We start from the raw sequence: 21,630 nt of genomic DNA, 5'->3' as shown, positions 1-21,630 counted from the left end.
AATGCAACTTACCCGTCGTGAATTGATCAAGGCGCAAGCCGTTACCGCCGCCGCTACCGTGGCTGGCGTCAGCATTCCCGGGGCCGAGGCCCTGGCCGCCACCGCCGCATCCAAGGATGGTGGCGTGCGTTGGGACAAGGGCGTATGCCGCTTCTGCGGCACCGGCTGTGGTGTGCTGGTGGGCGTGAAGGACAACCGCGTGGTCGCCACCCAGGGGGACCCCGATGCACCCGTGAACAAGGGCATCAACTGCATCAAGGGCTACTTCCTGTCCAAGATCATGTACGGCAAGGACCGCCTGGAGCAGCCCCTGCTGCGCATGAAGAACGGCCAGTTCGACAAGAACGGCGAGTTCACCCCCATCAGCTGGGACAAGGCCTTCGACATCATGGAAGAGAAGGCCAAGGCCGCGCTCAAGGAAGGCGGCCCGCGCAATATCGCCATGTTCGGCTCCGGCCAGTGGACGGTGTGGGAAGGTTATGCCGCCGCCAAGCTCATGAAGGCAGGCTTCCGTACCAACAACCTCGACCCCAATGCACGCCACTGCATGGCCTCGGCTGTGGCCGGCTTCATGCGGACCTTCGGCATTGACGAACCCATGGGCTGCTACGACGACGCCGAGCACGCCGACGCCTTCGCGCTGTGGGGCTCCAACATGGCCGAGATGCACCCCATCCTGTGGAGCCGCATCACCGACCGCCGCCTGACGGCCAAGCATGTCAAGCTGCATGTGCTGTCCACCTTCAGCCACCGCACCTGCGAACTGGCCGACAACGAGCTGATCTTCAAGCCGCAGTCTGACCTGGCGATCCTGAACTACATCGCCAACTACATCATCCAGAACAACGCGGTCAACGAAGACTTCGTCAAGAAGCACGTCAAGTTCAAGAAGGGCGTGACCGACATCGGCTACGGACTGCGCCCCAACCATCCGCTGGAAGTGGCAGCGGGCAACAACGGCTACCCCGGTGCCGACGGCAAGCCCAAGGGCGACCCCGGCAAAGCCAGCGACATCAGCTTCGACGAGTTCAAGCAGTTCGTCGCCGAGTACACGCTGGACAAGGCCCACGAGATTTCCGGTGTGCCGAAGGAAAAGCTCGAAGCCTTGGCCAAGGCCTATGCCGACCCCAAGACCAAGATCGTGTCCTACTGGACCATGGGCTTCAACCAGCACACCCGTGGCACCTGGGTCAACAACATGATCTACAACGTCCACCTGCTGGTGGGCAAAATCTCCGAGCCCGGCAACGGCCCGTTCTCGCTCACTGGCCAGCCCTCCGCCTGCGGCACGGCACGCGAAGTGGGCACCTTTGCCCACCGCCTGCCCGCCGACATGGTGGTCGGCAACCCCAAGCACCGCGAACTGACGGAGAAGCTGTGGAAGCTGCCGGCCGGCACCATTCCCGACTGGGTGGGCCTGCACGCCGTGGCCCAGAGCCGCGCACTCAAGGACGGCAAGCTGGGCTTCTTCTGGTGCACCACCAACAACAATATGCAAGCCGGCCCCAACACCAACGGCGAGACCTACCCCGGCTGGCGCAACCCCAAGGCCTTCGTGGTGCACTCCGACGTGTACCCCACGGTCTCGGCCATGTCGGCCGACCTGATCCTGCCTTCGGCCATGTGGATGGAGAAGGAAGGTGCCTACGGCAACGCCGAGCGCCGCACCCAGTTCTGGCGCCAGCAGGTCAAGCCCGCCGGGCAGTCCAAGTCCGACCTGTGGCAGTACGTGCAGTTTTCCAAGCGCTTCAAGACCGACGAAGTCTGGCCTGCCGAGTTGCTCGACAAGAACCCCCAATATAAGGGTAAAACCCTGTTTGACGTGCTGTTCGCCAACGGGCAGGTCAACAAGTTCCCGACCTCCGAGATGTACAAGGGCTTCGAGAACGACGAGTCCAAGGAACTGGGCTTCTACCTGCAAAAAGGCCTGTTCGAGGAATACGCCGAATTCGGCCGCGGCCACGGCCACGACCTGGCACCGTTTGACACCTACCACAAGGCCCGCGGTTTGCGCTGGCCGGTGGTCGACGGCAAGGAAACCCTGTGGCGCTTCCGTGAGAGCTACGACACCTATGTTCCCAAGGGCGAAGGCATGCGTTTCTACGGTTTTCCCGATGGCAAGGCCGTGGTCTTCGCGCTGCCCTACCAGCCGGCCGCCGAAATGCCCGATGCCGAGTACGACCTGTGGCTGTGCACCGGTCGCGTGCTGGAGCACTGGCACACCGGCTCCATGACCCGTCGTGTACCCGAGCTCTACCGCGCCATGCCTGACGCCTGGGTCTACATGCACCCCGAAGACGCCAAGAAACGCGGCCTGCAGCGTGGCGACACGGTCAAGATCGCTTCGCGCCGGGGCGAGATCAGCACCCGTGTGGAAACCCGTGGTCGCAACAAGCCGCCGCTGGGTCTGGTGTTCGTGCCCTTCTTCGACGAGCACCGCCTGGTCAACAAGCTCACGCTGGACGCCACTTGCCCGATCTCGAAAGAGACCGACTTCAAGAAGTGCGCCGTCAAGATCGTCAAGGCCTGAGCACGCTGAAGCACTGAAGCACCATGGCAGAGACCACCCCGGCCCAGCGCAATGCCCAACGTGCAGGGCGCCGCCAGTTCCTCTTGGACACCACCAAGATGGCCTGCGGCGTGGGCGCGGCCGGTCTGGGGTTGGCCATGCTGGCCCAGCACGCCAAAGCGCTGCCAGCCGGGGCCATCCGCCCTCCCGGCGCGGGGACAGAAGAAGACTTCCAGAGTGCCTGCATCCGCTGCGGCCTGTGCGTGCGCGACTGCCCTTACGACATCCTCTCGCTGGCCAGGCCGGAGCAAGCGGTGGCCACCGGCACACCCTTCTTCGTGGCGCGCAACAAGCCCTGCGAGATGTGCGAGGACATTCCTTGTGTAAAGGCCTGCCCGACCGGCGCGCTCGACCACAGCCTGACCGACATCAGCAAGGCCAAGATGGGCCTGGCGGTACTGGTCGACCACGAGACCTGCCTGAACTTCCTGGGCCTGCGCTGCGATGTCTGCTACCGCGTGTGCCCCGCCATCGACAAGGCGATCACGCTGGAGCTGCAGCACAACGAACGCACCGACAAGCATGCGTTCTTCCTCCCCACCGTGCACTCCGACCAGTGCACCGGCTGCGGCAAGTGCGAGGCCTCATGCGTACTCGAAACGGCGGCCATCAAGGTCTACCCCGTCAAGCTGGCCAAGGGCGAAATCGGTGCCCACTACCGCCTCGGCTGGGAAGAGAAGAGGAAGGCCGGGGGCCGCTCGCTGGTCGAAGACAAGGGCCTGGTAGACCTGCCGGACCGCATGCCCGAGGGCATGAAGCTGCCCGGCCACTTTGACCCCGCAAGCGACGTGCCGCCGCCCTCGCGTGGCATGGAGTCGCCACGATGAGCCGCGCTACCCTCCCCGTCGGCTTCGACGCACTGCAGGCCAAGGGCTGGTGGGGCGCGCACCGCTGGCTGCTGCTGCGCCGGGCCTCTCAATTGGGCGTGCTCGGACTGTTCCTGGTGGGCCCCTGGTTCGGCTGGTGGCTGGTGAAGGGCAACCTGAGCTACAGCTACACCCTGAACACCCTGCCGCTGACCGATCCGCTGCTGCTGCTGCAGGTGCTGGTCACGCGCCATACCCCCGAGCGCAATGCCGTCATCGGCGCCCTGATCGTGCTGGCCTTCTATGCCCTGGTGGGCGGGCGCGTGTTCTGCGCCTGGGTCTGCCCCATCAACCCTGTCACCGATGCTGCAAGCTACCTGCGCCGCCAACTCGACATCCGTGGCGGTGCCGACATGCCGCGCAGCGCACGCCTGTGGATGCTGGGCCTGATCCTGGTGCTGGCTGCCAGTACCGGCACCATCGTCTGGGAGCTGGTGAACCCGGTGCCCATGCTGCACCGGGGCCTGATTTTCGGCATGGGGATGGGATGGCTGCTGATCCTCGCCATCTTCCTGTTCGATCTGTTCGTCATGAAGCGCGGCTGGTGCGGCCACCTGTGTCCGGTGGGAGCCTTCTATGGTCTCTTGGGACGCAAGAGCCTAGTGCGCATCAGTGCCACCCAGCGCGAAGCCTGCAACGACTGCCTGGACTGCTTTGCCGTGTGCCCCGAACAGCATGTCATCAAGCTGCCGCTCAAGGGTGCACCGAAGGGCATCGGCCCGGTCATCGCGGCAGGCGACTGCAGCAACTGCGCACGCTGCATCGACGTGTGTGCCAAGAACGTATTCGCTTTTACCCTGACCGACGCAAAGCCTGCGGCGGACAAACCCCTTCAATCCTGAATCCAACGACTTTTCACTGTGGAGAGCTCATCATGAAAACGACCTTCAAATTCACCCTGGCAGCCGTCATGACCGCCGTGGCGTGCTGGGCCACAGCACAAACGGTGACCAGCATGCGCGGCGCCGATGTCAGCGACCAGGATGCGGCGCCGGTGGAAAAGACCTACCAAGGAAGCAAGCCAGGCGCCCAACAGTTGGTGCCACGCACGTTTCAGAACCAGCCGCCGGTGATTCCGCACAAGGTGGACGGCTTCAGTGACATCACCTCGGAAGAGAACGCCTGCCTGGATTGCCACATCCATGACAAGTTCCGTGGCCAGAAGATTCCCCGCGCGGGCAAGAGCCACTTCGTTGCCAACGCCGACCCCAAGGCCGAGCCCCAGCTCGACATGCGCCGCTGGCAGTGCAACAGCTGCCACGCCCCGCAGGTCGACGCCAAGCCCCTGGTGGCCAACAACTTCAAGGGCTACCTGCCACCGGCGAAGAAATAGGCCCGATCCGAGTGCGTGCCGGCGCCCGGAAAGCGCCGCACGCTACAAGATTTGCAGCGAATCGCCCAATCCCGGGCGCTCGGCTGCAGGCCGGTGCCTGGACACCGTGCCAAGGTTGATGCAGCACACCGCATGCTCATGGGCCTGCAGCGCCAGCAAGCGTCGCAGCGCATGGCTTCGCATGGCCTGGCCGCTGGTGAGACCCGCACCGAAACCGGCCGCATGGGCACTGAGCAGGATGTTCTGGATCGCACAGCCCAGGGTCACGAGGCGCTCGAAATCGTGCACCGGGGTGCCGGTCTGCTGCTCTGCGTCCAGGGGCGGCTCTGCGCTTGCCAACCGCGCCACCGCGACCAGCAGCACCGGGGCCCGAAAGGCTTTCTCGGCGGCCATGCCGCGCTGCTCCGGCGTGGCCGTGGCGTCGCGCTCCAGCAGGGCATCGACAAAGGCCTGGGCCAGCAAGGCGCGCTTGTCCTGGGGCACCAACACCAGGCGCCAGGGCCGCAAGCGCCCATGGTCCGGTGCGGCACAGGCAGACTCCAGCATGGCTGTCAGCTGTTGCACGTCCGGCCCCGGAGCGACCAGGCGCTTGGGGCCGACGTTGGCGCGGCTGTGGATCAGCGTTTGCACCCACTGCACTGCATCCAAGCCGTCCACAGCGCTCACAGGATGGCCGCCGGTTTTTCGCCACGCTCGTAGACCACGTGGGCACGCCCCACAATCAGCGGGTCGAGCTTGCCCACGTGTTCGGTGTCCTTGGCGCCATAGGGCAGCTTGTGCAGCACATAGCGCATGGCGTTGAGCCGTGCGCGCTTCTTGCAGTCACTCTTGATGACGGTCCAGGGTGCGTCCGCCGTATCGGTCTCGAAGAACATCGCTTCCTTGGCACGGGTGTAGTCGTCCCACTTGTCCAGCGAGGCCATGTCGATGGGGCTGAGCTTCCATTGCTTCAAGGGGTGGTTCTCGCGCTCCTTGAAGCGGCGGCGCTGCTCCTTGCGGCTCACGCTGAACCAGAACTTGATGAGGTGAACGCCACTGCGTACCAGGTGCCGCTCGAACTCGGGCGCCTGGCGCATGAACTCCTGGTATTCGGCGTCGGTGCAAAAGCCCATCACGCGCTCGACCCCGGCCCGGTTGTACCAGCTGCGGTCGAACAGCACGATCTCGCCACGCGTGGGCAAGTGCTGCACGTAGCGCTGGAAATACCACTGTCCCATCTCTTCCGTGGTGGGCTTCTCGAGTGCCACAACCCGTGCGCCGCGCGGATTCAGGTGTTCCATGAAGCGCTTGATGGTGCCGCCCTTTCCCGCCGCATCGCGCCCCTCGAACAGGATGACGACGCGCTGACCCGTTTCCTTGACCCAGGCCTGCAGCTTGAGCAGCTCCACCTGCAGGCGGAACTTGTCCTTTTCGTAGGTGGCGCGCCGCAGCAGGTTCTTGTACGGGTAACCCCCATCGCGCCAGTCGGCATTGAGTTCGTCGTCGGGATCAATGCCCTTGTCCTTGCTCTTGCGTCCGCCTGATGCCAGCGCCTGACGCAGCACGCGGGCATCGTCACTGGATGCCCCTTCGAGCATGGCGCGCAGGGCCTGGGCCCGCTGCGCCGGGCTACCCTGGGCACCTGGCTTCACCAGTTCGAGCGCGGCAGCCACTTTCTTGCCTTGGGCCGCCTCGGTGGCCTCCTGGGCCACGAATTTCTCGATGCCAGCCACCCGCGCGCTCGGCGCGATGTCGCCACGGTTCGCGCGACGGGGTTTGCGCGGCACAGGGGATGCTGCGGGACGGGATGCCGACTGTGGATTGTTGGTGCTTGCCATGCTGTACTCTGCCCTCCATTGCGTTGCGATACGGGCTCCGCCGGAGATGGCAGAGCGCTCCGATGGATGCTACGCCGGGCACGCGCCGGTCAGGGGCAATCTCCCACTGTATTGCTGGGTTTAGGTACTGCTTTTCCTGCCCAGGCTTGACTTAAATCAACACCCCAAGGGGTGTCAGTTCAGGGCCTGCTGCAGGCGCTGCAGTTCGCCGCTCTTGCGCAACTTTTCCACCGCGGCGTCAAAGCGGGCTATGGCAGCTGCCTTGTCCATGGATTTGGCAAACGCCAGGTGCAAGGGATCCACCGTGAGCGGCTTGGGCAGGACGGCGAACTGCTCCCGGTTGGCGCGCAGCATCGGCTCCGAGGCAATCGCGGTCTCCAGTCCCACGCTGCCATTGCCGATAAAGGCTGCGTCCAGCCGTCCCGCGAGGAGCTTGCGCAAGCGTCCTCCCTGGCCCACATCGCGTTCGATGCTGATCAGTCCCTTGGCGATGGCAGCATCCACCGCATCACCATAGCTGGCACCGTGGACACCACCAATGAGCTTGCCTTTGAGGTCACTGAGCTGGCTGAAGGCAAAGGTCTTGTCTGCCAGTGTCACCACCTGGATGTCGTCGTCGTAGACAGGCTTGGAGAAATCGAAGATGCGGGCGCGATCGTGGTTGAAGGAAACACCCATCACCCCGCCTTCGCCACGCGCCGCCAACTCGTAAGCGCGCTTCCAAGGGGACAGCCGAATGTCGTAATGGTCGCCAGTCAGTGCCTCGGCTCGCTCCAGGATGCGCACCAAGATACCCGCCGGTTTGCCTTCACGCATGAATACCACCGGTGCGTAGCTGTCGTCGCCGAACACAACCAGGTTCTCCGCCCGTGCCAACACCATGGCACCAGCGGCCAGCACACCCAGCAGCAGTCGCTTCCCAAACAATCCGGCCATGCCCCATACCTCCCCGATCCAACCACGTAAGCACGGAACCTTGGTACACCCGTTGCGCACGCGACACTCCCTGTCCGAACCCAGTGTAGGGAGCCCCTCGCGCATTGGCAAGTGGGCTTGATCGCTGGTAGGATGAGGCGTTCAATCCCTATGGCATCACTTCCCCCGCACTCCACTGCCGTAACCTACCTGAGCCGTTTAGGACGTGGGTTGCGCTCGCTGCGCGTGGCCATCGGGCTCACGGTCGTGGCGGGGGTTCTGGTGGGTTCCGTGGCCACCTACCTGCGCCAGACCAGCCTGCTGCGCGAGAGCCATGAACGCCAGATCCAGCAGGAACTCGATCGCTTGGGTCTGCTGGCAGCGCTGGCGCTGCGTGAGCCATTGTGGCAGTTTGCCCCTGAGCAGGCGGATTCGATCATCGAAGCCGCCTTCATCAACCCCGATGTCACGTCGATCTCCGTCTGGGACCACAAGGGCGTGCCATTCGCGGAGCGGGACCGCAACCGCGAGCCCGACGGAACGGAACCCGGCGTGGAGGTCATCCGCGACATCGAACGCGATGGTGCCGTGGTGGGCAAACTCCGCATCCGCATGTCCACGGCAGGCTACCTGGCCCGGCTGCAGGAGTTGCGCCAGCAGTACTTGGTAGGCGCCGCCCAGTCGTCGCTGCTGGCACTGGTGTTCATCGTGATCCTGCTCCAGTGGCGACTGGTGCGGCCACTCAAACGGCTGGTGGAAGCCTCCTCGCGCATCGAATCGGGCCAGCTTGCCAGCCCTATCCGTCCGGTCTTCCACGACGAGGTGGGATCCCTGGCCACCAGCCTCGACGCCACGCGGCGCGCGCTGCTGGATCTGATTGCCCAGCTCGAGGCGCGCAATACCGCGCTGCTCGAAGTCAACCAGCATCTGGAGCAACGGGTGGCCGAACGCACCGCCTCGCTGGAGTCCGCCCTCAACAACCTGGAGCGGGCGCAGAAGGAAATCGTGCAGACCGAAAAGCTGGCTTCGCTGGGGCGCATCGTGGCGGGTGTTGCACACGAACTCAACACCCCCATTGGCAATGCGCTTACGGTGACCACGACGCTCGAGAACGACGTACTCACCGTGGAAGGCAACTTGGCACAGGGGGCGCTGCGCAAGTCGGAGCTGCAGGAACTGCTGCGCCGCCTGCACGAAGGCCTGGCCCTGGCCTCCAGCAACCTCGGGCGCAGTGCCGGGCTGATCGCCGACTTCAAGCAGGTGGCGGTAGACCATGCCAGCGACCAGCGGCGCGACTTCGACATCGGCGAAGTCAGCCATGAGATCCTCAACATGCTGCACCCCACGCTGCGCAAGTCGGGCTGCACCGTGGAGCGCCACTTCGACGAAAACCTGCGCTGCGACGGTTTCCCGGGGCGCTACGGCCAGGTGCTGACCAACCTGGTGATGAACGCCGTGCACCATGCCTTCGAGGCAGGCACGGAACACACCCTGCGCGTGGACGTGCATGCTGCCGGGGATGATCAGGTGGTGTTGCGGGTGGCCGACAATGGCGTGGGCATGCCGGACGAGGTGCGCCAGCGCATCTTTGACCCGTTCTTCACCACCAAGATGGGGCGCGGTGGCACGGGTCTGGGCATGAACATCGTGCACGGGATCGTGCTGCGTCTGTTGGGTGGCAGCATCGAGGTGACCAGCACCCTGGGGCAAGGCACCACGGTCACGGTGACCCTGCCGCGCAAGGCCCCCGAAGCACCCACTGCCTGAGCCGCCGGGCATGGCTGAATACCGTATTGCACTGGGTGACATTGGCGCAGGGCGCTTTGCAGCCCATGGCGACTTCCGCATCTGGACCGATGGCGACGTACTGTGCTACGAGGTGCGCGGCCCGTTCAACCTGGAATGGGTGCGGGCCTTGGGTGAGGCGCGCCAGCGCATCGTGGCGCAATGGCGGCCGCAGCAGCGCGTCGGCGCCATCGTCCATTGGCGCCACAGTGCACTCATGTCACCCGAAGCCCTGGCCGCCTACGAAGCGGGGTTTGCCCAATTCAAACAGAACGCCCGCGGTGCCGTTGCATTGGCCTGGGTCTGTGCCGAACCGGTGGAAGGCATGGGCCTTCTGAGCCAGCGCTTTGAAGCCTTGTTCGCCGCCTCGCAGACGGATTTCGGCCTGTTCACCGATCCGGTGGCCGCGCGGGCCTGGGTGGACGCCCGGGTTGCGCGGGCCCGCGACAACGCGCAGCCCGCATCACCCACCACGGTGAGCCGTTAGCCCGCCAGCAAGGCCGCGTTGCCACCTGCGGCCGTGGTGTTCACGGTGATGGTCTGCTCGGCACAGAAGCGGTACAGGTAGTGCGGGCCACCGGCCTTGGGGCCGGTGCCGGAGAGGCCTTCGCCGCCGAAGGGCTGCACACCCACCACGGCACCGATCTGGTTGCGGTTGATGTAGACGTTGCCCACATGCGCCGCACGGGCCAGGGCCTGGGCCCGGCTGTCGATGCGGCTCTGGATGCCGATGGTCAGGCCGTAGCCGAGCGCGTTAATCTGCTCGATGACGGCAGCCGGGTCCCCATCCCAGCGCACGATGTGCAGCACCGGGCCGAAGATTTCCTGCTGCATGTCGGCAATCGCGTTCACCTCGAAGGCGTGCGGTGCAATCAGATTCGCTACATTTTGTGTAGCTGCCTGCGCATTGTTTTCGGGGGCCACCAACACTTTGGCTTCCTTCTTCAGGCGAGCGATGTGGCCGCTGATGCCCTCGAAGGCTTCGCGGTCGATGACCGGGCCAACGTCGGTGGACAGCAGCGCCGGGTTGCCGGCCACCAGCTCCTTGGCCGCGCCCTGGATCATCTCGACCACGTGGTCGGCGATGGTGGCGTGCACGCACAGCAGGCGCAGGGCCGAGCAGCGCTGGCCGGCGCTGCGGAAGGCCGACTGCATCACCGCATCGCTCACCTGCTCGGGCAGCGCAGTGCTGTCCACGACCATGGCGTTGATGCCACCGGTTTCGGCAATCAGCGGCACGATGGGGCCGTCCTTAGCCGCCAGGGTGCGGTTGATGATCTTGGCGACCTGGGTCGAGCCGGTGAACACCACACCTGCCACACCAGGGGCCGCCACCAGGGCCGCGCCCACGGTTTCACCGGGGCCGTGCAGCAGCTGCACCGCGGCAGTCGGGATGCCCGCGGCGTGCAGCAGCTTGACGGCTTCCAGCGCCACACCAGGTGTCTGCTCGGCAGGCTTGGCCAGCACGGTGTTGCCGGTGCTCAATGCCGCAGCGACCTGGCCGAGAAAGATGGCCAGCGGGAAGTTCCAGGGGCTGATGCAGACCCAGGGGCCGCGGGCGATCAGGCGCAACTCGTTGCTCTCGCCGGTGGGGCCAGGCATGGCCATGGGTTGCATGATGCGCCGGGCTTCGACCGCGTAGTAGCGCAGGAAGTCCACCGCCTCGCGCACTTCGGCCACGGCATCGCCCCAGGTCTTGAAGGCTTCCTTCACCAGCAATGCGCAGAAGCGCGGCAGCTCGGCTTCCAAGGCGTCGGCCGCCGCTTCGAGCAGGCGGGTGCGCTCGGCGACATCCGTCTTGCTCCACGTCTTGTAGCAGGCTACGCTTTCCGACAAGGCGCCAGCAACCAGTTTGGTATCGAACTCCGGCACGACCGGCACCTGCACGGTTTCCAGCGCTTCGAGCAGGGCGGCACGCATGGAAGCGTCGGCCAAATCACGCCCGGCGCTGTTCTTGCGGGCCGTGCCGAACATGTCCAAGGGCAATGGCAGTGAACTTTCACCTTCCAGGCGCAGCGGCGAGATCAGCAGTTCGTTCATGCCCACCGACTCGTCGGCCAGCTGGTGCACGAAGCTGGAGTTGGCGCCGTTTTCCAGCAGGCGGCGCACCAGGTAGGCCAGCAGGTCCTTGTGCGCACCCACGGGGGCGTAGACGCGGCAGGCGATCAGCGGGTTCTTCAGCACCTCGCGGTACACGCCTTCACCCATGCCGTGCAAGCGTTGCAGCTCGAAGGGCGCGGCGGTCTTGGCGGCCATCTGCAAAATGGCGGCAATGGTGCCGGCGTTGTGCGTGGCGAACTGGGGGTAGATGGCGTCGGGGGCGTCCAGCAGGGCGCGGGCGCAGGCCAGGTAGGAAATGTCGGTGTGGTGCTTGTGGGTGAACACCGGGTAGGCCGGCAGACCCATTTCCTGGGCGCGCTTGATCTCGGCATCCCAGTAAGCGCCCTTGACCAGGCGGCACATCAGTTTGATGCGGTACTTGCGGGCGATCGAGGCGATGTGCTCGATCAGCTCCAGCGCACGTGTCTGGTAGGCCTGCATGGCCAGGCCAAAGCCAGTCCACTGCGGGTAGTGTTGCGCCACCTTGGCCGCCAGGGCTTCGAACACCTCCAGCGACAGCTCCAGGCGGTCCACCTCTTCGGCGTCAATGGTGAGGTTGATGTTGGCCTGGGCCGCCTGCTCGCACAGACCCCATACGCGCGGCACCAGCTCGGCCATGACGCGCTCGATCTGCGCGTCTTCGTAGCGCGGGTGCAGGGCGCTGAGCTTGATGGAAATGCCGTCGTTTTGCTCGCAAGCCCCGGTGGAATGTACGTGGGCAGCTATTGACTTGATAGCGTTCTGGTAGCTCGCCAGGTAGCGCAATGCATCGGCATCGGTACGGGCACCCTCGCCCAGCATGTCGTAGCTGTAGCGCAGCTGCTTGATCTTCTTCTTGGCCGAGGCGGCTTCATCCATGGCCTCGCCGATGGTCTGGCCCAGTACGAACTGACGCCCCAGCAGTTGTACGGCGCGCAGCGTGGCCGCCACCACCGAGCGCGCACCGAGCTTGGCCAGCAATCCCGCTTCGCCTTGGGCGTCCGGCAGGAACTTCTTGCTCATGGCAATGGCGGTCGATGACAGGCGTGCCAGGGTCTTGTCGCCCGCGTCGTCAAAGTCGGCGCGACCGAGCTGGTCGGCGGTCAGGGCAATGGCGGTCTCGGCATCGGGCACGCGCAGCAGCGCTTCGGCCAGACGCATCAGGGCCAGGCCTTCGGCGCTGGAAATGGGGTATTCCTTGAGCAGGCTTTCCATGGCCCAGAACGGTGGCGGGTTCTGGCGCACGGCCTGCACCCAGGGCGTGGCCACCTTGGCTGCTCCGGCCCAGTCCAGCGCCGTCGACAGGCTGGCAAGGCGGTGCGAAACCACTTCGGTTTCGTCGCGGTAGGGGAAGGGCAGGCGTTGGCGGGGGGCGGCTTGGGTGGTCATTGCGTTTCTCGTGAAAACAAACGGATACGCAATGGTAGAAAAATAAGACGAAATATTTCTCTATATTTTTCAACAATCGCAACACTAAATTCATCCATCCAGGCGGATGCGCCGCACCAGACCGATGGACTCTGCGTTAGTCAGCCGACTCGGAACCCGGACGCTTTCGTCGATTGACCGCGGGATAGGATTGCGGCTCCATGACCAGTGCCTGGCCATCGGGCAGGGACAGCGCAAGCAACTCCCGCCCGGGTAGAGCCAAGTGGTAGACCGTGGTCGCTCCCACCGCGCGCGATTCCAGTAACTCGGTCTGCTGCAAGAGTTGCGACAGCTCCGCCGCCTGCAGGGTGTGCCATTGGATCTTGTTCATGCCGTCCCTTCCTTGGGAGACTGCAGCCGCTGGAGAAAGACGTCTGCCGGCATGGGACGCGCATACAGGTACCCCTGCACCTGGTGACAGCCCATGGTGGCAAGCTGACTCACCTGCTCGCGCCGTTCCACGCCTTCCGCCACCACCGCCAGGCCCAGACTGCGCGCCATGGCAATGATGGCGCTGGCAATGGCGGCATCGTCTTCGTTGGTGTGAATGTCGTTGACGAACGAGCGATCGATCTTGAGCTCGTCGATCGGGAAGCGTCGCAGGTAGGACAGACTGGAATAGCCGGTACCGAAATCATCCAGGGACAGCGCAACCCCGAGCTCCTTGAGCGCCTGCAGGGTCATGCGCGTGGTATCCACATCCTGCATCACCATGCTCTCGGTCAGCTCCAGCACCATCTGACGCGGGTTGGCGCCGGTGCGCGCGATGACGGCGGCGATGCGGTCACTGAGGTCGTCCTGGCGGAACTGGCGGGCCGACATGTTGACGGCCACATGCAGATCGCCCCACCCCTGCGCAGCCCAGCGGGCCTGCTGGCGACAGGCCTCTTCGAGCACCCACTCGCCCAATGGCAGGATCAGGCCGGTCTCCTCGGCCAGACGGATAAATTCGATTGGATGCACCAGACCGATCTGCGGATGCTGCCAGCGTACCAGGGCTTCGGCGCCGACCGTGCGTTCGGTCGCCAGGTCGATCTTGGGCTGGTAATGCAGCACGAACTCGCCGCGCTCCATGGCCCGACGCAACGCCGCCTCCATGTCCAACCGGCTGATGGCGGCGCTTCCCATTTCGGGCGCGAACTGGCGTACGCTGTTGCGACCGTGCTCCTTGACGCGGTACATCGCCATGTCGGCGTAGCGCAGCAACACCTCGCCATGGTCGCCATCACGCGGGTACAGGGCCACGCCGATGCTGGCCGTGACCTGCACGTCGCGCCCCACCAGTTCGACCGGGCGTGCCAGCACGCTCAGTACCTTCTGGGCGATATGGTCCACGTCGTCGGGTTGCGGCAGGTCGGTGAGGATGACGACAAACTCGTCACCGCCCAGGCGGGCCACCGTGTCCGTTTCGCGCACACAATGGCGCAATCGGCTGGCCACTTCCTTGAGCAAGGCGTCCCCGGCGGCGTGGCCGGAGGCGTCATTGATGCGCTTGAAGTGGTCCAGATCCAGCAGCATCACCCCAATGACGTGGTTGTTGCGACGCGCCCAGGCAATGGCCTGCTCGATACGGTCGGTCAGCAGGTTGCGGTTGGCCAGGCCGGTGAGGCTGTCGTGGTTGGCCTGGTACTCCAGCGCCTGCTGGTACTGCACACGCTCGCTGACGTCATTGATGACACTGACGAAGTGCGTGATGGACTCGCCCGTGAGGTCACGCACCGGCGCAATGTGCAGCTCGTTCCAGAACAGCGTGCCGTCCTTGCGGTAGTTGCGCAGCGTAGCGGTGCCTTCGCGCTTGTCACGCAGTGCGCTGCGGATGGACTCCAAGGCCGGTTGCGCCAGATCGTCGCGCACCAGAAAGCGCCCTTCACGCCCGATCACTTCCTGGGCGCTGTAGCCGGTGATGCGCTCGAACGCCGGATTGACATAGACGATGGAGTGGTCATCGGCATCGCTGCGCGTGATCATGATGCCATTGCTGCTGGAAATCAGTGCCTGTTCCTGCAGCCGCCGCGTACGTTCGTAGCTGTCGCGCTTGTGTTTGCGCTCGCTGATGTCCTGCTTGACGACGATCAGGTGCGTGTGCTGTCCGTCCGCATCGCGCAGCGTCGACGCCACCTGACGCTCCCAGTAGACCGAGCCGTCCTTGCGGCGGCTTTCGCAATCGGTGCTCCAGCGCTCTCCCTGGGTCTGCGAGGCCAGCAGTTGCTGGTACACCGTGCGGCACTCCTCCACCGAGTTCCACGCCAGCGGGTCGTCCCCTTGCAGATCGTGCAGGTCGTACCCTGTCATGGCGGTAAAGCTGTGGTTGCAGTACTCTGCCTGGCCCTTCAGATCCATGACCACGATACCGAACGGGCTCTGCTCCACGGCGCGCGTGAGCAACTCCATGGGCGCAGGACTCGGGCCCAAGCTGTGCCGCAGGCGCGCCAGCTCCTGGTCCAGGGGCGGCGATGTATCGTCTTGCATGGTGGTGTGCTTTCTGTACCGATGCCCCCCAACGTTCGGGGCCGCGCATTCTAGGCACGTGCACCCTTATCACGCCACTGGCGAAAACACCTACTCGGGGCGGTCCAGCTTGGTGGACAGCAGGATGGTCGAGAAGGTGTCGGTCACACCCTGGACCGCGCGGATGCGGTCGATCACACCATCCAACTCGGCCGTGGTGTCGGTGAGCAGCATGGCACACAGGTCGTAGCGGCCGCTGACCGAATACAGCTTGGTGATCTCGTGGCGCTTGGCCAGTTCGCGCACCACACTGGGTTCGTTCCGCGATTCGATGGAGATCAGCACCATGGCGCGGATGGCGTTGGGCCCGCGGGTGCTGCTCACACCCACGGTGTAGCCGGTAATGACGCCGGCATCCTCCAGCGCCTTGAGACGCAGCTGGGCCGTAGAGCGCGCACAACCCAAGGCCTTGGCGATGCTCACCAAGGGCAGGCGCGCATTGACCTTGAGCAGTTCGATCAGACGGTGGTCCAGCGCGTCCAGGTTGGGCTTGAGCAAGGTTTCAGTCATAGTGAATCAATAGTTTACATATTGAATTTTATCGGCAATGAAAATCGATCACTTTGCTTGTTTTTGTCGGCGCAATGCGCAAATAGACTTCCTGCACTAATCCAGTGCACAGGGATTTCCGCCCTGGCACCCCACCGCCCAGGAGGCCGCCATGCTGCAGAAAGTCGACTTCAACCACACCCCCAAAAAGCTCCAGACCTGGGAAGAACTCCAGGCCTACGACCCCAAGAGCGAGTCCTGGCAGAAACAGTTTGCCCGCCGCTACACCCACCACAGCGAACTCATGGGCGTGCTGAACAAAGTGGAAGACGTGGACAGCACCGTGTACTCCAAGTTCGCCATTGCGGTGACGCCCTACATGGCGCAGCTAATGGACCGCGACGACCCGAACTGCCCGATCCGCCTGCAGTACCTGCCCTCGTTCCACGAGCAGACCAAACCCGGCTTTGCCACCATGCTCGACCAATTGGGCGAAGAGGGTGACACCATTCCCGGCACCAGCATCGTGCACCGGTACCCCCGCCGCGTGCTGTTCCTGGTGAGCAATACCTGCGCCACGCTGTGCCGCTTCTGTACCCGCAAGCGCATGGTGAGCCAACCCACCGGCTCGGTGCACAAGGACGAGATCGAAGCGTCGATCGACTACATCGCCAACAACAAGAACATCGAGGATGTGCTGCTCTCGGGTGGCGACCCGCTGACCTTCACCGACGAGCGCCTGGACGAGATCCTGGGCCAGATCCGCAGCCGCGCGCCCCACGTGCGCTTCCTGCGCATGGGTTCGCGCATGGTGGTGCAACTGCCGACACGCATCACCCCCGAGCTGTGCGCTGTGCTGGAGAAGCACCGCGTGCAGATGGTCAACATCCACATCAACCACCCCAAGGAAATTACCCCGCTGCTGCGTGAGCGCGTGAAGATGATCCAGAAGGCTGGCGTGATGATGGGCCTGCAGACCGTGTGCCTCAAGGGCGTGAACGACAGCGTGGAAGTGATGCGCGAGCTGTTCATGCAAACCATCGAGATGGGCGTGCGCCCCTACTACGTGTATTCCACCGACATGGTGGAAGGTGCCCACCACTTCATCGTGCCGCACCGCCGCATGCTCGAACTCTACGAAGGTCTGCGCGGCTGGATCAGCGGCCCGGCCGTGCCCACCTTCATCGTCGACGGATTGGGCGGCCTGGGCAAGCTGCCCATCATCCCGACCTACGTGCGTGAGGAAGCCCTGCCGGATGGCAGCGGCACCACCGTGAAGTGCCGCAACTACGCCGGAAAGACCGTGGAGATGCCGGGCCTGGGCCAGGACTTCGCTCTGCCCAGCGTGAGCAACTGATGGGAGCCAGCATGCAACACGGCTGCCCCTACGGCACCCACCGCGTTCTCGAACCGAAAGGTGTGCTGCCCCAGCCCGCCTGGAAGATCGACAACACCATGTCCCTGTGGGACAACGAGATCCTGATCGACGTCGATGCCCTGAACATCGATGCCGCCAGCTTCACGCAGATCAAGAAGGCCTCTGAGAACGACCCAGCCCGCATTGAAGCGGCCATCCTCGACATCGTGGCCCAGCGTGGCAAGCACCACAACCCGGTCACCGGCTCGGGCGGCATGCTCATCGGCCGCGTGGCCGCCATCGGAGCCGCCCTGCAAGGCAAGACCGATTTGCAGGTGGGTGACAAGATCGCCACCCTGGTCTCGCTCTCGCTCACGCCACTGAAGATCGAGCGCATCAAGGCGCTGCACCTGGCGCAGGACCAGGTGGAGATCGACGGCCAGGCCATCCTGTTCGAGAGTGGCCTGTACGCCAAGCTGCCTACCGACATCCCCGAAAAGGTGGCGCTGGCCATTCTGGACGTGGCCGGTGCCCCGGCCCAGACCGCCCGCCTGGTACGCCCCGGCGACACCGTGGTGGTGGTCGGTGGTGGCGGCAAGTCGGGCACGCTGTGCGTCTACGAGGCGCGCAAGCGCGCAGGCCCCGCGGGCTGCGTCATTGGCGTGTCGCCTTTCGCCAAGGACTGTGAACGCATGCAGGAATTGGGCTGGGTAGACCACGCCCTGCAGGTCGACGCCACCGACGCCGTGGCCATGATGCGTGCGATCTCAGACGTGACCCAGGGCCGCCTGGCCGACGTGGTCATCAACTGCGTGAACATCCAGCACACCGAGTTGGGCTCCATCCTGGCCACGCGCCAGCGCGGCACGGTGTACTTCTTCTCCATGGCCACGAGCTTCACCGCTGCGGCCCTGGGCGCCGAAGGCGTGGGCAAGGACGTGGACATGATCGTGGGCAACGGCTACGCCAAGGACCATGCGGTCTACGCGCTGGAGCTGCTGCGCGAGTCGCCGCGGTTGCGCACGCTGTTCGAAACGCTGTACGTGTGAGCCACACCGCCATGCTGGCCCCTACCCGCCCAACACCCCCTGCCGTCCGCCCCAGCCCGCTGTGGGCCAGCGTGCAGGCGCTGCAGCTGCGCACCGTGGCCGTCATGGGCATGACCAAGAACACCGGCAAGACGGTATCGCTGAACCACCTGCTGGCACAGGCGCACCAGGCCCATGTGGCCGTGGGCCTGACTTCCATCGGCCGAGACGGTGAGGAGCGCGACCAGGTGTTCTCCATCCCCAAACCCCCGGTCATGGTCACGCCCGGTTGCCTGGTGGCCACCGCGCGCGACACGCTGTTGCGTGCCAAGGTGCGCACGCGGCTGCTGGGCGGCACCGGCATCGAAAGCCCGATGGGCGAGGTCGTTCTGGTCAAGGCCCTGGACGGCGGTGAGATGGAAGTGGCCGGTGCCTCGCGCAGCCACGACCAGCACCGCGTGATTGCCCTGCTGCGCCAGTGCGGGGCCGAACTGGTGCTGCTCGACGGTGCGCTGGGTCGCAGCCACCATGCCTCCCCGGCCATTGCCGACGGGGTGGTGCTGGCCACAGGCGCGGCCATCGGCGGTGGCGTGCAGGACGTGCTGCGCAAGACGCGCGATCGCCTGGCCATTCTGGGCATCGCACAAGCCGACGAGGCACTGGCCACGCAAGTAGCACCAGCCTTCGACTGCGGCGGCGTGGGTGCCTGGGATGCCGAGGGCCACCCCTTGTGGATAGAGGCGGTGGCCACGCTCAACGCCGCGCCGCGCCTGCTGCAGCTCATGGGTACGCCCGTGCGCACCATCGCGGTGTCCGGGGCCGTGGCACGGCGCCTGTGGATGGCCCTATCAACACTGCTGCAAGCCCACCCAGGACTGACCCTGGTAGTGGCCGACGGCACCAAGCTCTTCATCGATGCCGTGGACCTGGCGCAGTTCGAACGCCAGGGCGGCCATGTGTGCGCGCTGCGTGCCATCCGCATGGCCGGCATCACCCTGAACCCCTTTTCCCCGTTCGGTGGCAGCTTTGACGCCCACGAGTTCCTGGCCGAGGCGCGCAGCGCCTGGCCCGAGCACGTGGTCAGCGACGTGCTGCTCCAACCCTGATTGCGACTGAATACACCATGGCACAACTTCAACTCGACGCCGCCCAGATTGACCGCGCCCGCACCAGCGCCCGCGCCATCGCGCGCCAGGTGTTCGACACCATGAACCGGCGCACCACCACCACCGTGGAGCGCGCCACCGTGCGCCTGCTGGGTGTGGACGGTGTGGACGAAAACCAGATTCCGCTGCCGAACCGCCTGGTAGACCACCTGCGCGAACAGGGCCTGCTGGGCCTGGGCGCCGCTCCCGTGCTGGCCGCTACCATGTCGCAGCATGGACTCACCGCCCAGACCGTGGCCGAACGTGTGGCTAAGGGCACGCTGGTGCTGGAGCGCCCCGCGGACCTCGAAGCCGCTCGCGCACACGCCAAGGCCCTGGCAAAGACCATGTGCGAGCGCATTGCAGGCAACCGCGCCCAGCGCGACCACTACCTGCAGACCCTGGGTGAAGGCAAGGCACCCTGGCTGTACCTGATTGTGGCCACGGGCAACATCTATGAGGACATCAAGCAGGCCCGCGCAGCCGCCGAGCAGGGTGCCGACATCATTGCCGTGATCCGCTCCACCGGCCAGAGCCTGCTGGACTACGTGCCCTTCGGTGCCACCACCGAAGGCTTCGGCGGCACCTATGCCACGCAGGAGAACTTCAAGCTCATGCGCGCAGCACTCGACGAGGTGGGACAGAAGATCGGCCGCTACATCCGCCTGACCAACTACTGCTCGGGCCTGTGCATGCCCGAGATCGCTGCCATGGGCGCGATGGAGCGCCTGGACATGATGCTCAACGATTCGATGTACGGCATCATCTTCCGCGACATCAACATGCAGCGCACCTTCGTGGACCAGTTCTTCTCGCGCATGGTCAATGCCTATGCCGGCATCATCATCAACACCGGCGAAGACAACTACCTCACCACCGCCGATGCGGTGGAAGCCGCCCACACCGTGCTGGCCTCACAACTCATCAACGAGCAGTTCGCCTACCTGTCGGGCCTGCAGCCCGAACAGATGGGTCTGGGCCATGCGTTTGAGATCAACCCCGAGCTGGAAAACGGCTTCCTGTGGGAACTGGCCCACGCCCAGCTGGTGCGCCAGGTGTTCCCACAGGCCAGCCTGAAGTACATGCCACCCACCAAGTTCATGACCGGCAACATCTTCAAGGGCCATGTGCAGGACGCACTGTTCAACACCGTGTCGGTGCTGACGCAGCAGAACATCCACCTGCTGGGCATGATGACCGAAGCCATCCACACCCCCTTCATCCAGGACCGATTCCTGTCGGTGCAGAACGCCAAGTACGTGTTCAGCACCATGCGCGACCTGCACGCCGAGATCCAGTTCACACCGGGCGGCCAGATCGAGCGCCGCGCGCAGCAGGTGCTGCAGGAAACGGTGGACATCCTGGCCGAGATCGAGCGCACCGGCTTGCCCGCCGCCATCGCTAAGGGCACCTTTGCCGACATCTCGCGCACGCTGACCGGCGGCAAGGGCCTGGACGGCGTGCTCGACAAGGACGCCGACTACTACAACCCTTTCCCTGAATTGATGTTGCCCCAAGGCGCGCAAGGAGCTGCAGCATGAGCACTCACGACCTCCACCACGAAGAACACACGCCGCGCTGGGTCAAGCCCTACGGCGATACCCATGACGACGGACGAGTACAGCTGTCCTTTACGCTGCCCGTGGCGCTGGACGAGAACAGCAAGGAGGCCGCGCGCCAGATGGCGCTCCAGATGGGCCTGGAAGAACCCTCGGTCGTGCACAGCGAGGACATGGGCCAAGGCTTTTCCTTCTACGTCGTCTACGGCCAGTGCAAGCACCGCGTGGACATGGCGCGCATCAAGGTCGCCAAACCCGAATTCGAGGTACTGGACAAGGACGCCATCAATGCCAAGATTGCCGAGTCGATGGGCCGCAAGATGGTGGTGGTGGGGGCCTGCATCGAGACCGATGCGCACACCGTGGGCATCGACGCCATCATGAACATGAAGGGCTTCAACGGCCACAAGGGCCTGGAGAGCTACCACGAGGTGCGTGCCATCAACATGGGCGCGCAGGTGGACTCGGAGGACCTGGTGGCTCGCGCCATCGAGGAGAAGGCCGACGTGATCCTGGTGTCGCAGGTGGTGACGCAGAAGAACATCCACCTCGACAACCTCACGCGCCTGTCAGACCTGCTCGAAGCCGAAGGCCTGCGCGAACGCGTGATCCTGGTGGTGGGTGGCCCGCGCATCAGCCACGAACTGGCCAAGGAACTGGGCTATGACGCGGGCTTCGGCCCCGGCAGCTACGCCGAGAACGTGGCCTCGTTTGCCATCGATGAATGGATCAAGCGCAAAGCTGCTTAAGGA

The 21,630-nt window shown here is 64.7% G+C and carries 18 protein-coding genes; 11 read left to right on the top strand and 7 right to left on the bottom strand.

The genetic code is table 11. From position 1 onward, the window contains the following. Window position 1: 1 nt before the first annotated feature. From napA to RQP54_RS07790, 4 genes are read left to right on the top strand one after another with little or no spacing between them, the layout of a single operon-like run. Entirely contained in the window at window positions 2-2,530 is a 2,529-nt protein-coding gene (gene napA / locus RQP54_RS07805) for a nitrate reductase catalytic subunit NapA (protein ID WP_315677623.1), read from the top strand. 23 nt (window positions 2,531-2,553) lie between these two features. After that, window positions 2,554-3,396 (top strand): ferredoxin-type protein NapG, encoded by an 843-nt coding sequence (gene napG, locus RQP54_RS07800; RefSeq protein ID WP_315677622.1) that lies wholly within the window; start codon window positions 2,554-2,556, stop codon window positions 3,394-3,396. Next, window positions 3,393-4,277 (top strand): quinol dehydrogenase ferredoxin subunit NapH, encoded by an 885-nt coding sequence (gene napH / locus RQP54_RS07795; protein WP_315677621.1) that lies wholly within the window; start codon window positions 3,393-3,395, stop codon window positions 4,275-4,277. The genes napG and napH overlap by 4 nt, the downstream gene beginning before the upstream one ends. Before the next feature lie 32 nt (window positions 4,278-4,309). Continuing rightward, window positions 4,310-4,768, top strand: a complete 459-nt coding sequence (locus RQP54_RS07790) for a nitrate reductase cytochrome c-type subunit (protein WP_315677620.1) — start codon at window positions 4,310-4,312, stop codon at window positions 4,766-4,768. 42 nt (window positions 4,769-4,810) lie between these two features. Here RQP54_RS07790 and RQP54_RS07785 read toward each other — a convergent pair whose 3' ends face one another. The 3 genes from RQP54_RS07785 to RQP54_RS07775 all read right to left on the bottom strand — a co-directional run bounded on the left by RQP54_RS07785 (window position 4,811) and on the right by RQP54_RS07775 (window position 7,521). Then, on the bottom strand, window positions 4,811-5,434 hold the full coding sequence (locus RQP54_RS07785) for a nitroreductase family protein (protein ID WP_315677619.1): 624 nt from the start codon (window positions 5,432-5,434) through the stop codon (window positions 4,811-4,813). Next, window positions 5,431-6,585 carry a polyphosphate kinase 2 gene (ppk2, locus tag RQP54_RS07780; protein WP_315677618.1) on the bottom strand — a complete coding sequence of 385 codons (1,155 nt, stop codon included), beginning with the start codon at window positions 6,583-6,585 and terminating at the stop codon, window positions 5,431-5,433. The genes RQP54_RS07785 and ppk2 overlap by 4 nt, the downstream gene beginning before the upstream one ends. Before the next feature lie 174 nt (window positions 6,586-6,759). Next, window positions 6,760-7,521 carry a substrate-binding periplasmic protein gene (locus tag RQP54_RS07775; protein WP_315677617.1) on the bottom strand — a complete coding sequence of 254 codons (762 nt, stop codon included), beginning with the start codon at window positions 7,519-7,521 and terminating at the stop codon, window positions 6,760-6,762. 150 nt (window positions 7,522-7,671) lie between these two features. Here RQP54_RS07775 and RQP54_RS07770 point away from each other — a divergent pair, with 150 nt between their 5' ends. Together RQP54_RS07770 and RQP54_RS07765 are read left to right on the top strand one after the other, a co-directional pair. Then, window positions 7,672-9,267 (top strand): HAMP domain-containing sensor histidine kinase, encoded by a 1,596-nt coding sequence (locus RQP54_RS07770; protein ID WP_315677616.1) that lies wholly within the window; start codon window positions 7,672-7,674, stop codon window positions 9,265-9,267. Between the two features lie 10 nt (window positions 9,268-9,277). Then, complete coding sequence (locus RQP54_RS07765) at window positions 9,278-9,772, top strand: hypothetical protein (RefSeq protein WP_315677615.1); 495 nt, start codon at window positions 9,278-9,280, stop codon at window positions 9,770-9,772. Here RQP54_RS07765 and RQP54_RS07760 read toward each other — a convergent pair. From RQP54_RS07760 to RQP54_RS07745, 4 genes are all read right to left on the bottom strand, one after another. Then, a complete protein-coding gene (locus tag RQP54_RS07760) occupies window positions 9,769-12,753 on the bottom strand; it encodes an L-glutamate gamma-semialdehyde dehydrogenase (protein WP_315677614.1) in 2,985 nt (994 codons plus the stop codon). The two genes, RQP54_RS07765 and RQP54_RS07760, sit on opposite strands and share 4 nt — an antisense overlap. Window positions 12,754-12,889: 136 nt before the next feature. Then, on the bottom strand, window positions 12,890-13,123 hold the full coding sequence (locus RQP54_RS07755) for a hypothetical protein (RefSeq protein WP_315677613.1): 234 nt from the start codon (window positions 13,121-13,123) through the stop codon (window positions 12,890-12,892). Continuing rightward, a complete protein-coding gene (locus tag RQP54_RS07750; RefSeq protein ID WP_315677612.1) occupies window positions 13,120-15,261 on the bottom strand; it encodes an EAL domain-containing protein in 2,142 nt (713 codons plus the stop codon). Before RQP54_RS07750 ends, RQP54_RS07755 begins: the two co-directional genes overlap by 4 nt. Before the next feature lie 90 nt (window positions 15,262-15,351). Beyond that, a complete protein-coding gene (locus tag RQP54_RS07745) occupies window positions 15,352-15,810 on the bottom strand; it encodes an Lrp/AsnC family transcriptional regulator (RefSeq protein WP_315677611.1) in 459 nt (152 codons plus the stop codon). Window positions 15,811-15,961: 151 nt separating this feature from the next. Between RQP54_RS07745 and RQP54_RS07740 the strand changes: the two genes are divergently transcribed. Genes RQP54_RS07740 through RQP54_RS07720 form a run of 5 tightly spaced genes read left to right on the top strand, consistent with a single transcriptional unit; the run spans window position 15,962 to window position 21,627 of the window. Then, window positions 15,962-17,146 (top strand): KamA family radical SAM protein, encoded by a 1,185-nt coding sequence (locus RQP54_RS07740; RefSeq protein ID WP_315677610.1) that lies wholly within the window; start codon window positions 15,962-15,964, stop codon window positions 17,144-17,146. Between the two features lie 11 nt (window positions 17,147-17,157). Further along, on the top strand, window positions 17,158-18,195 hold the full coding sequence (locus tag RQP54_RS07735; protein ID WP_315677609.1) for an L-erythro-3,5-diaminohexanoate dehydrogenase: 1,038 nt from the start codon (window positions 17,158-17,160) through the stop codon (window positions 18,193-18,195). Beyond that, window positions 18,192-19,280, top strand: coding sequence for a hypothetical protein (locus RQP54_RS07730; RefSeq protein ID WP_315677608.1), 1,089 nt, complete (start codon window positions 18,192-18,194; stop codon window positions 19,278-19,280). The genes RQP54_RS07735 and RQP54_RS07730 overlap by 4 nt, the downstream gene beginning before the upstream one ends. A gap of 17 nt (window positions 19,281-19,297) precedes the next feature. Continuing rightward, window positions 19,298-20,860, top strand: coding sequence for a lysine 5,6-aminomutase subunit alpha (locus RQP54_RS07725; RefSeq protein ID WP_315677607.1), 1,563 nt, complete (start codon window positions 19,298-19,300; stop codon window positions 20,858-20,860). Beyond that, window positions 20,857-21,627: an OAM dimerization domain-containing protein gene (locus tag RQP54_RS07720; RefSeq protein ID WP_315677606.1), complete on the top strand. Its 771-nt coding sequence runs from the start codon at window positions 20,857-20,859 to the stop codon at window positions 21,625-21,627. Before RQP54_RS07725 ends, RQP54_RS07720 begins: the two co-directional genes overlap by 4 nt. Window positions 21,628-21,630: the final 3 nt, after the last annotated feature.

The sequence above is a fragment of the Curvibacter sp. APW13 genome (genome assembly GCF_032337135.1).
Lineage (GTDB): Bacteria > Pseudomonadota > Gammaproteobacteria > Burkholderiales > Burkholderiaceae_C > Allorhodoferax.
This window is presented reverse-complemented; position numbering and strand designations above follow the sequence as displayed.

Bases quoted from the DNA above. Each gene is read 5' to 3' on its own strand.
- napA (WP_315677623.1), top strand. From the start codon at position 2: ATGCAACTTACCCGTCGTGAATTGATCAAGGCGCAAGCCGTTACCGCC.
- napG (WP_315677622.1), top strand. From the start codon at position 2,554: ATGGCAGAGACCACCCCGGCCCAGCGCAATGCCCAACGTGCAGGGCGC.
- napH (WP_315677621.1), top strand. From the start codon at position 3,393: ATGAGCCGCGCTACCCTCCCCGTCGGCTTCGACGCACTGCAGGCCAAG.
- RQP54_RS07790 (WP_315677620.1), top strand. From the start codon at position 4,310: ATGAAAACGACCTTCAAATTCACCCTGGCAGCCGTCATGACCGCCGTG.
- ppk2 (WP_315677618.1), bottom strand. From the start codon at position 6,585: ATGGCAAGCACCAACAATCCACAGTCGGCATCCCGTCCCGCAGCATCC.
- RQP54_RS07775 (WP_315677617.1), bottom strand. From the start codon at position 7,521: ATGGCCGGATTGTTTGGGAAGCGACTGCTGCTGGGTGTGCTGGCCGCT.
- RQP54_RS07770 (WP_315677616.1), top strand. From the start codon at position 7,672: ATGGCATCACTTCCCCCGCACTCCACTGCCGTAACCTACCTGAGCCGT.
- RQP54_RS07765 (WP_315677615.1), top strand. From the start codon at position 9,278: ATGGCTGAATACCGTATTGCACTGGGTGACATTGGCGCAGGGCGCTTT.
- RQP54_RS07760 (WP_315677614.1), bottom strand. From the start codon at position 12,753: ATGACCACCCAAGCCGCCCCCCGCCAACGCCTGCCCTTCCCCTACCGC.
- RQP54_RS07755 (WP_315677613.1), bottom strand. From the start codon at position 13,123: ATGAACAAGATCCAATGGCACACCCTGCAGGCGGCGGAGCTGTCGCAA.
- RQP54_RS07750 (WP_315677612.1), bottom strand. From the start codon at position 15,261: ATGCAAGACGATACATCGCCGCCCCTGGACCAGGAGCTGGCGCGCCTG.
- RQP54_RS07745 (WP_315677611.1), bottom strand. From the start codon at position 15,810: ATGACTGAAACCTTGCTCAAGCCCAACCTGGACGCGCTGGACCACCGT.
- RQP54_RS07740 (WP_315677610.1), top strand. From the start codon at position 15,962: ATGCTGCAGAAAGTCGACTTCAACCACACCCCCAAAAAGCTCCAGACC.
- RQP54_RS07735 (WP_315677609.1), top strand. From the start codon at position 17,158: ATGCAACACGGCTGCCCCTACGGCACCCACCGCGTTCTCGAACCGAAA.
- RQP54_RS07725 (WP_315677607.1), top strand. From the start codon at position 19,298: ATGGCACAACTTCAACTCGACGCCGCCCAGATTGACCGCGCCCGCACC.
- RQP54_RS07720 (WP_315677606.1), top strand. From the start codon at position 20,857: ATGAGCACTCACGACCTCCACCACGAAGAACACACGCCGCGCTGGGTC.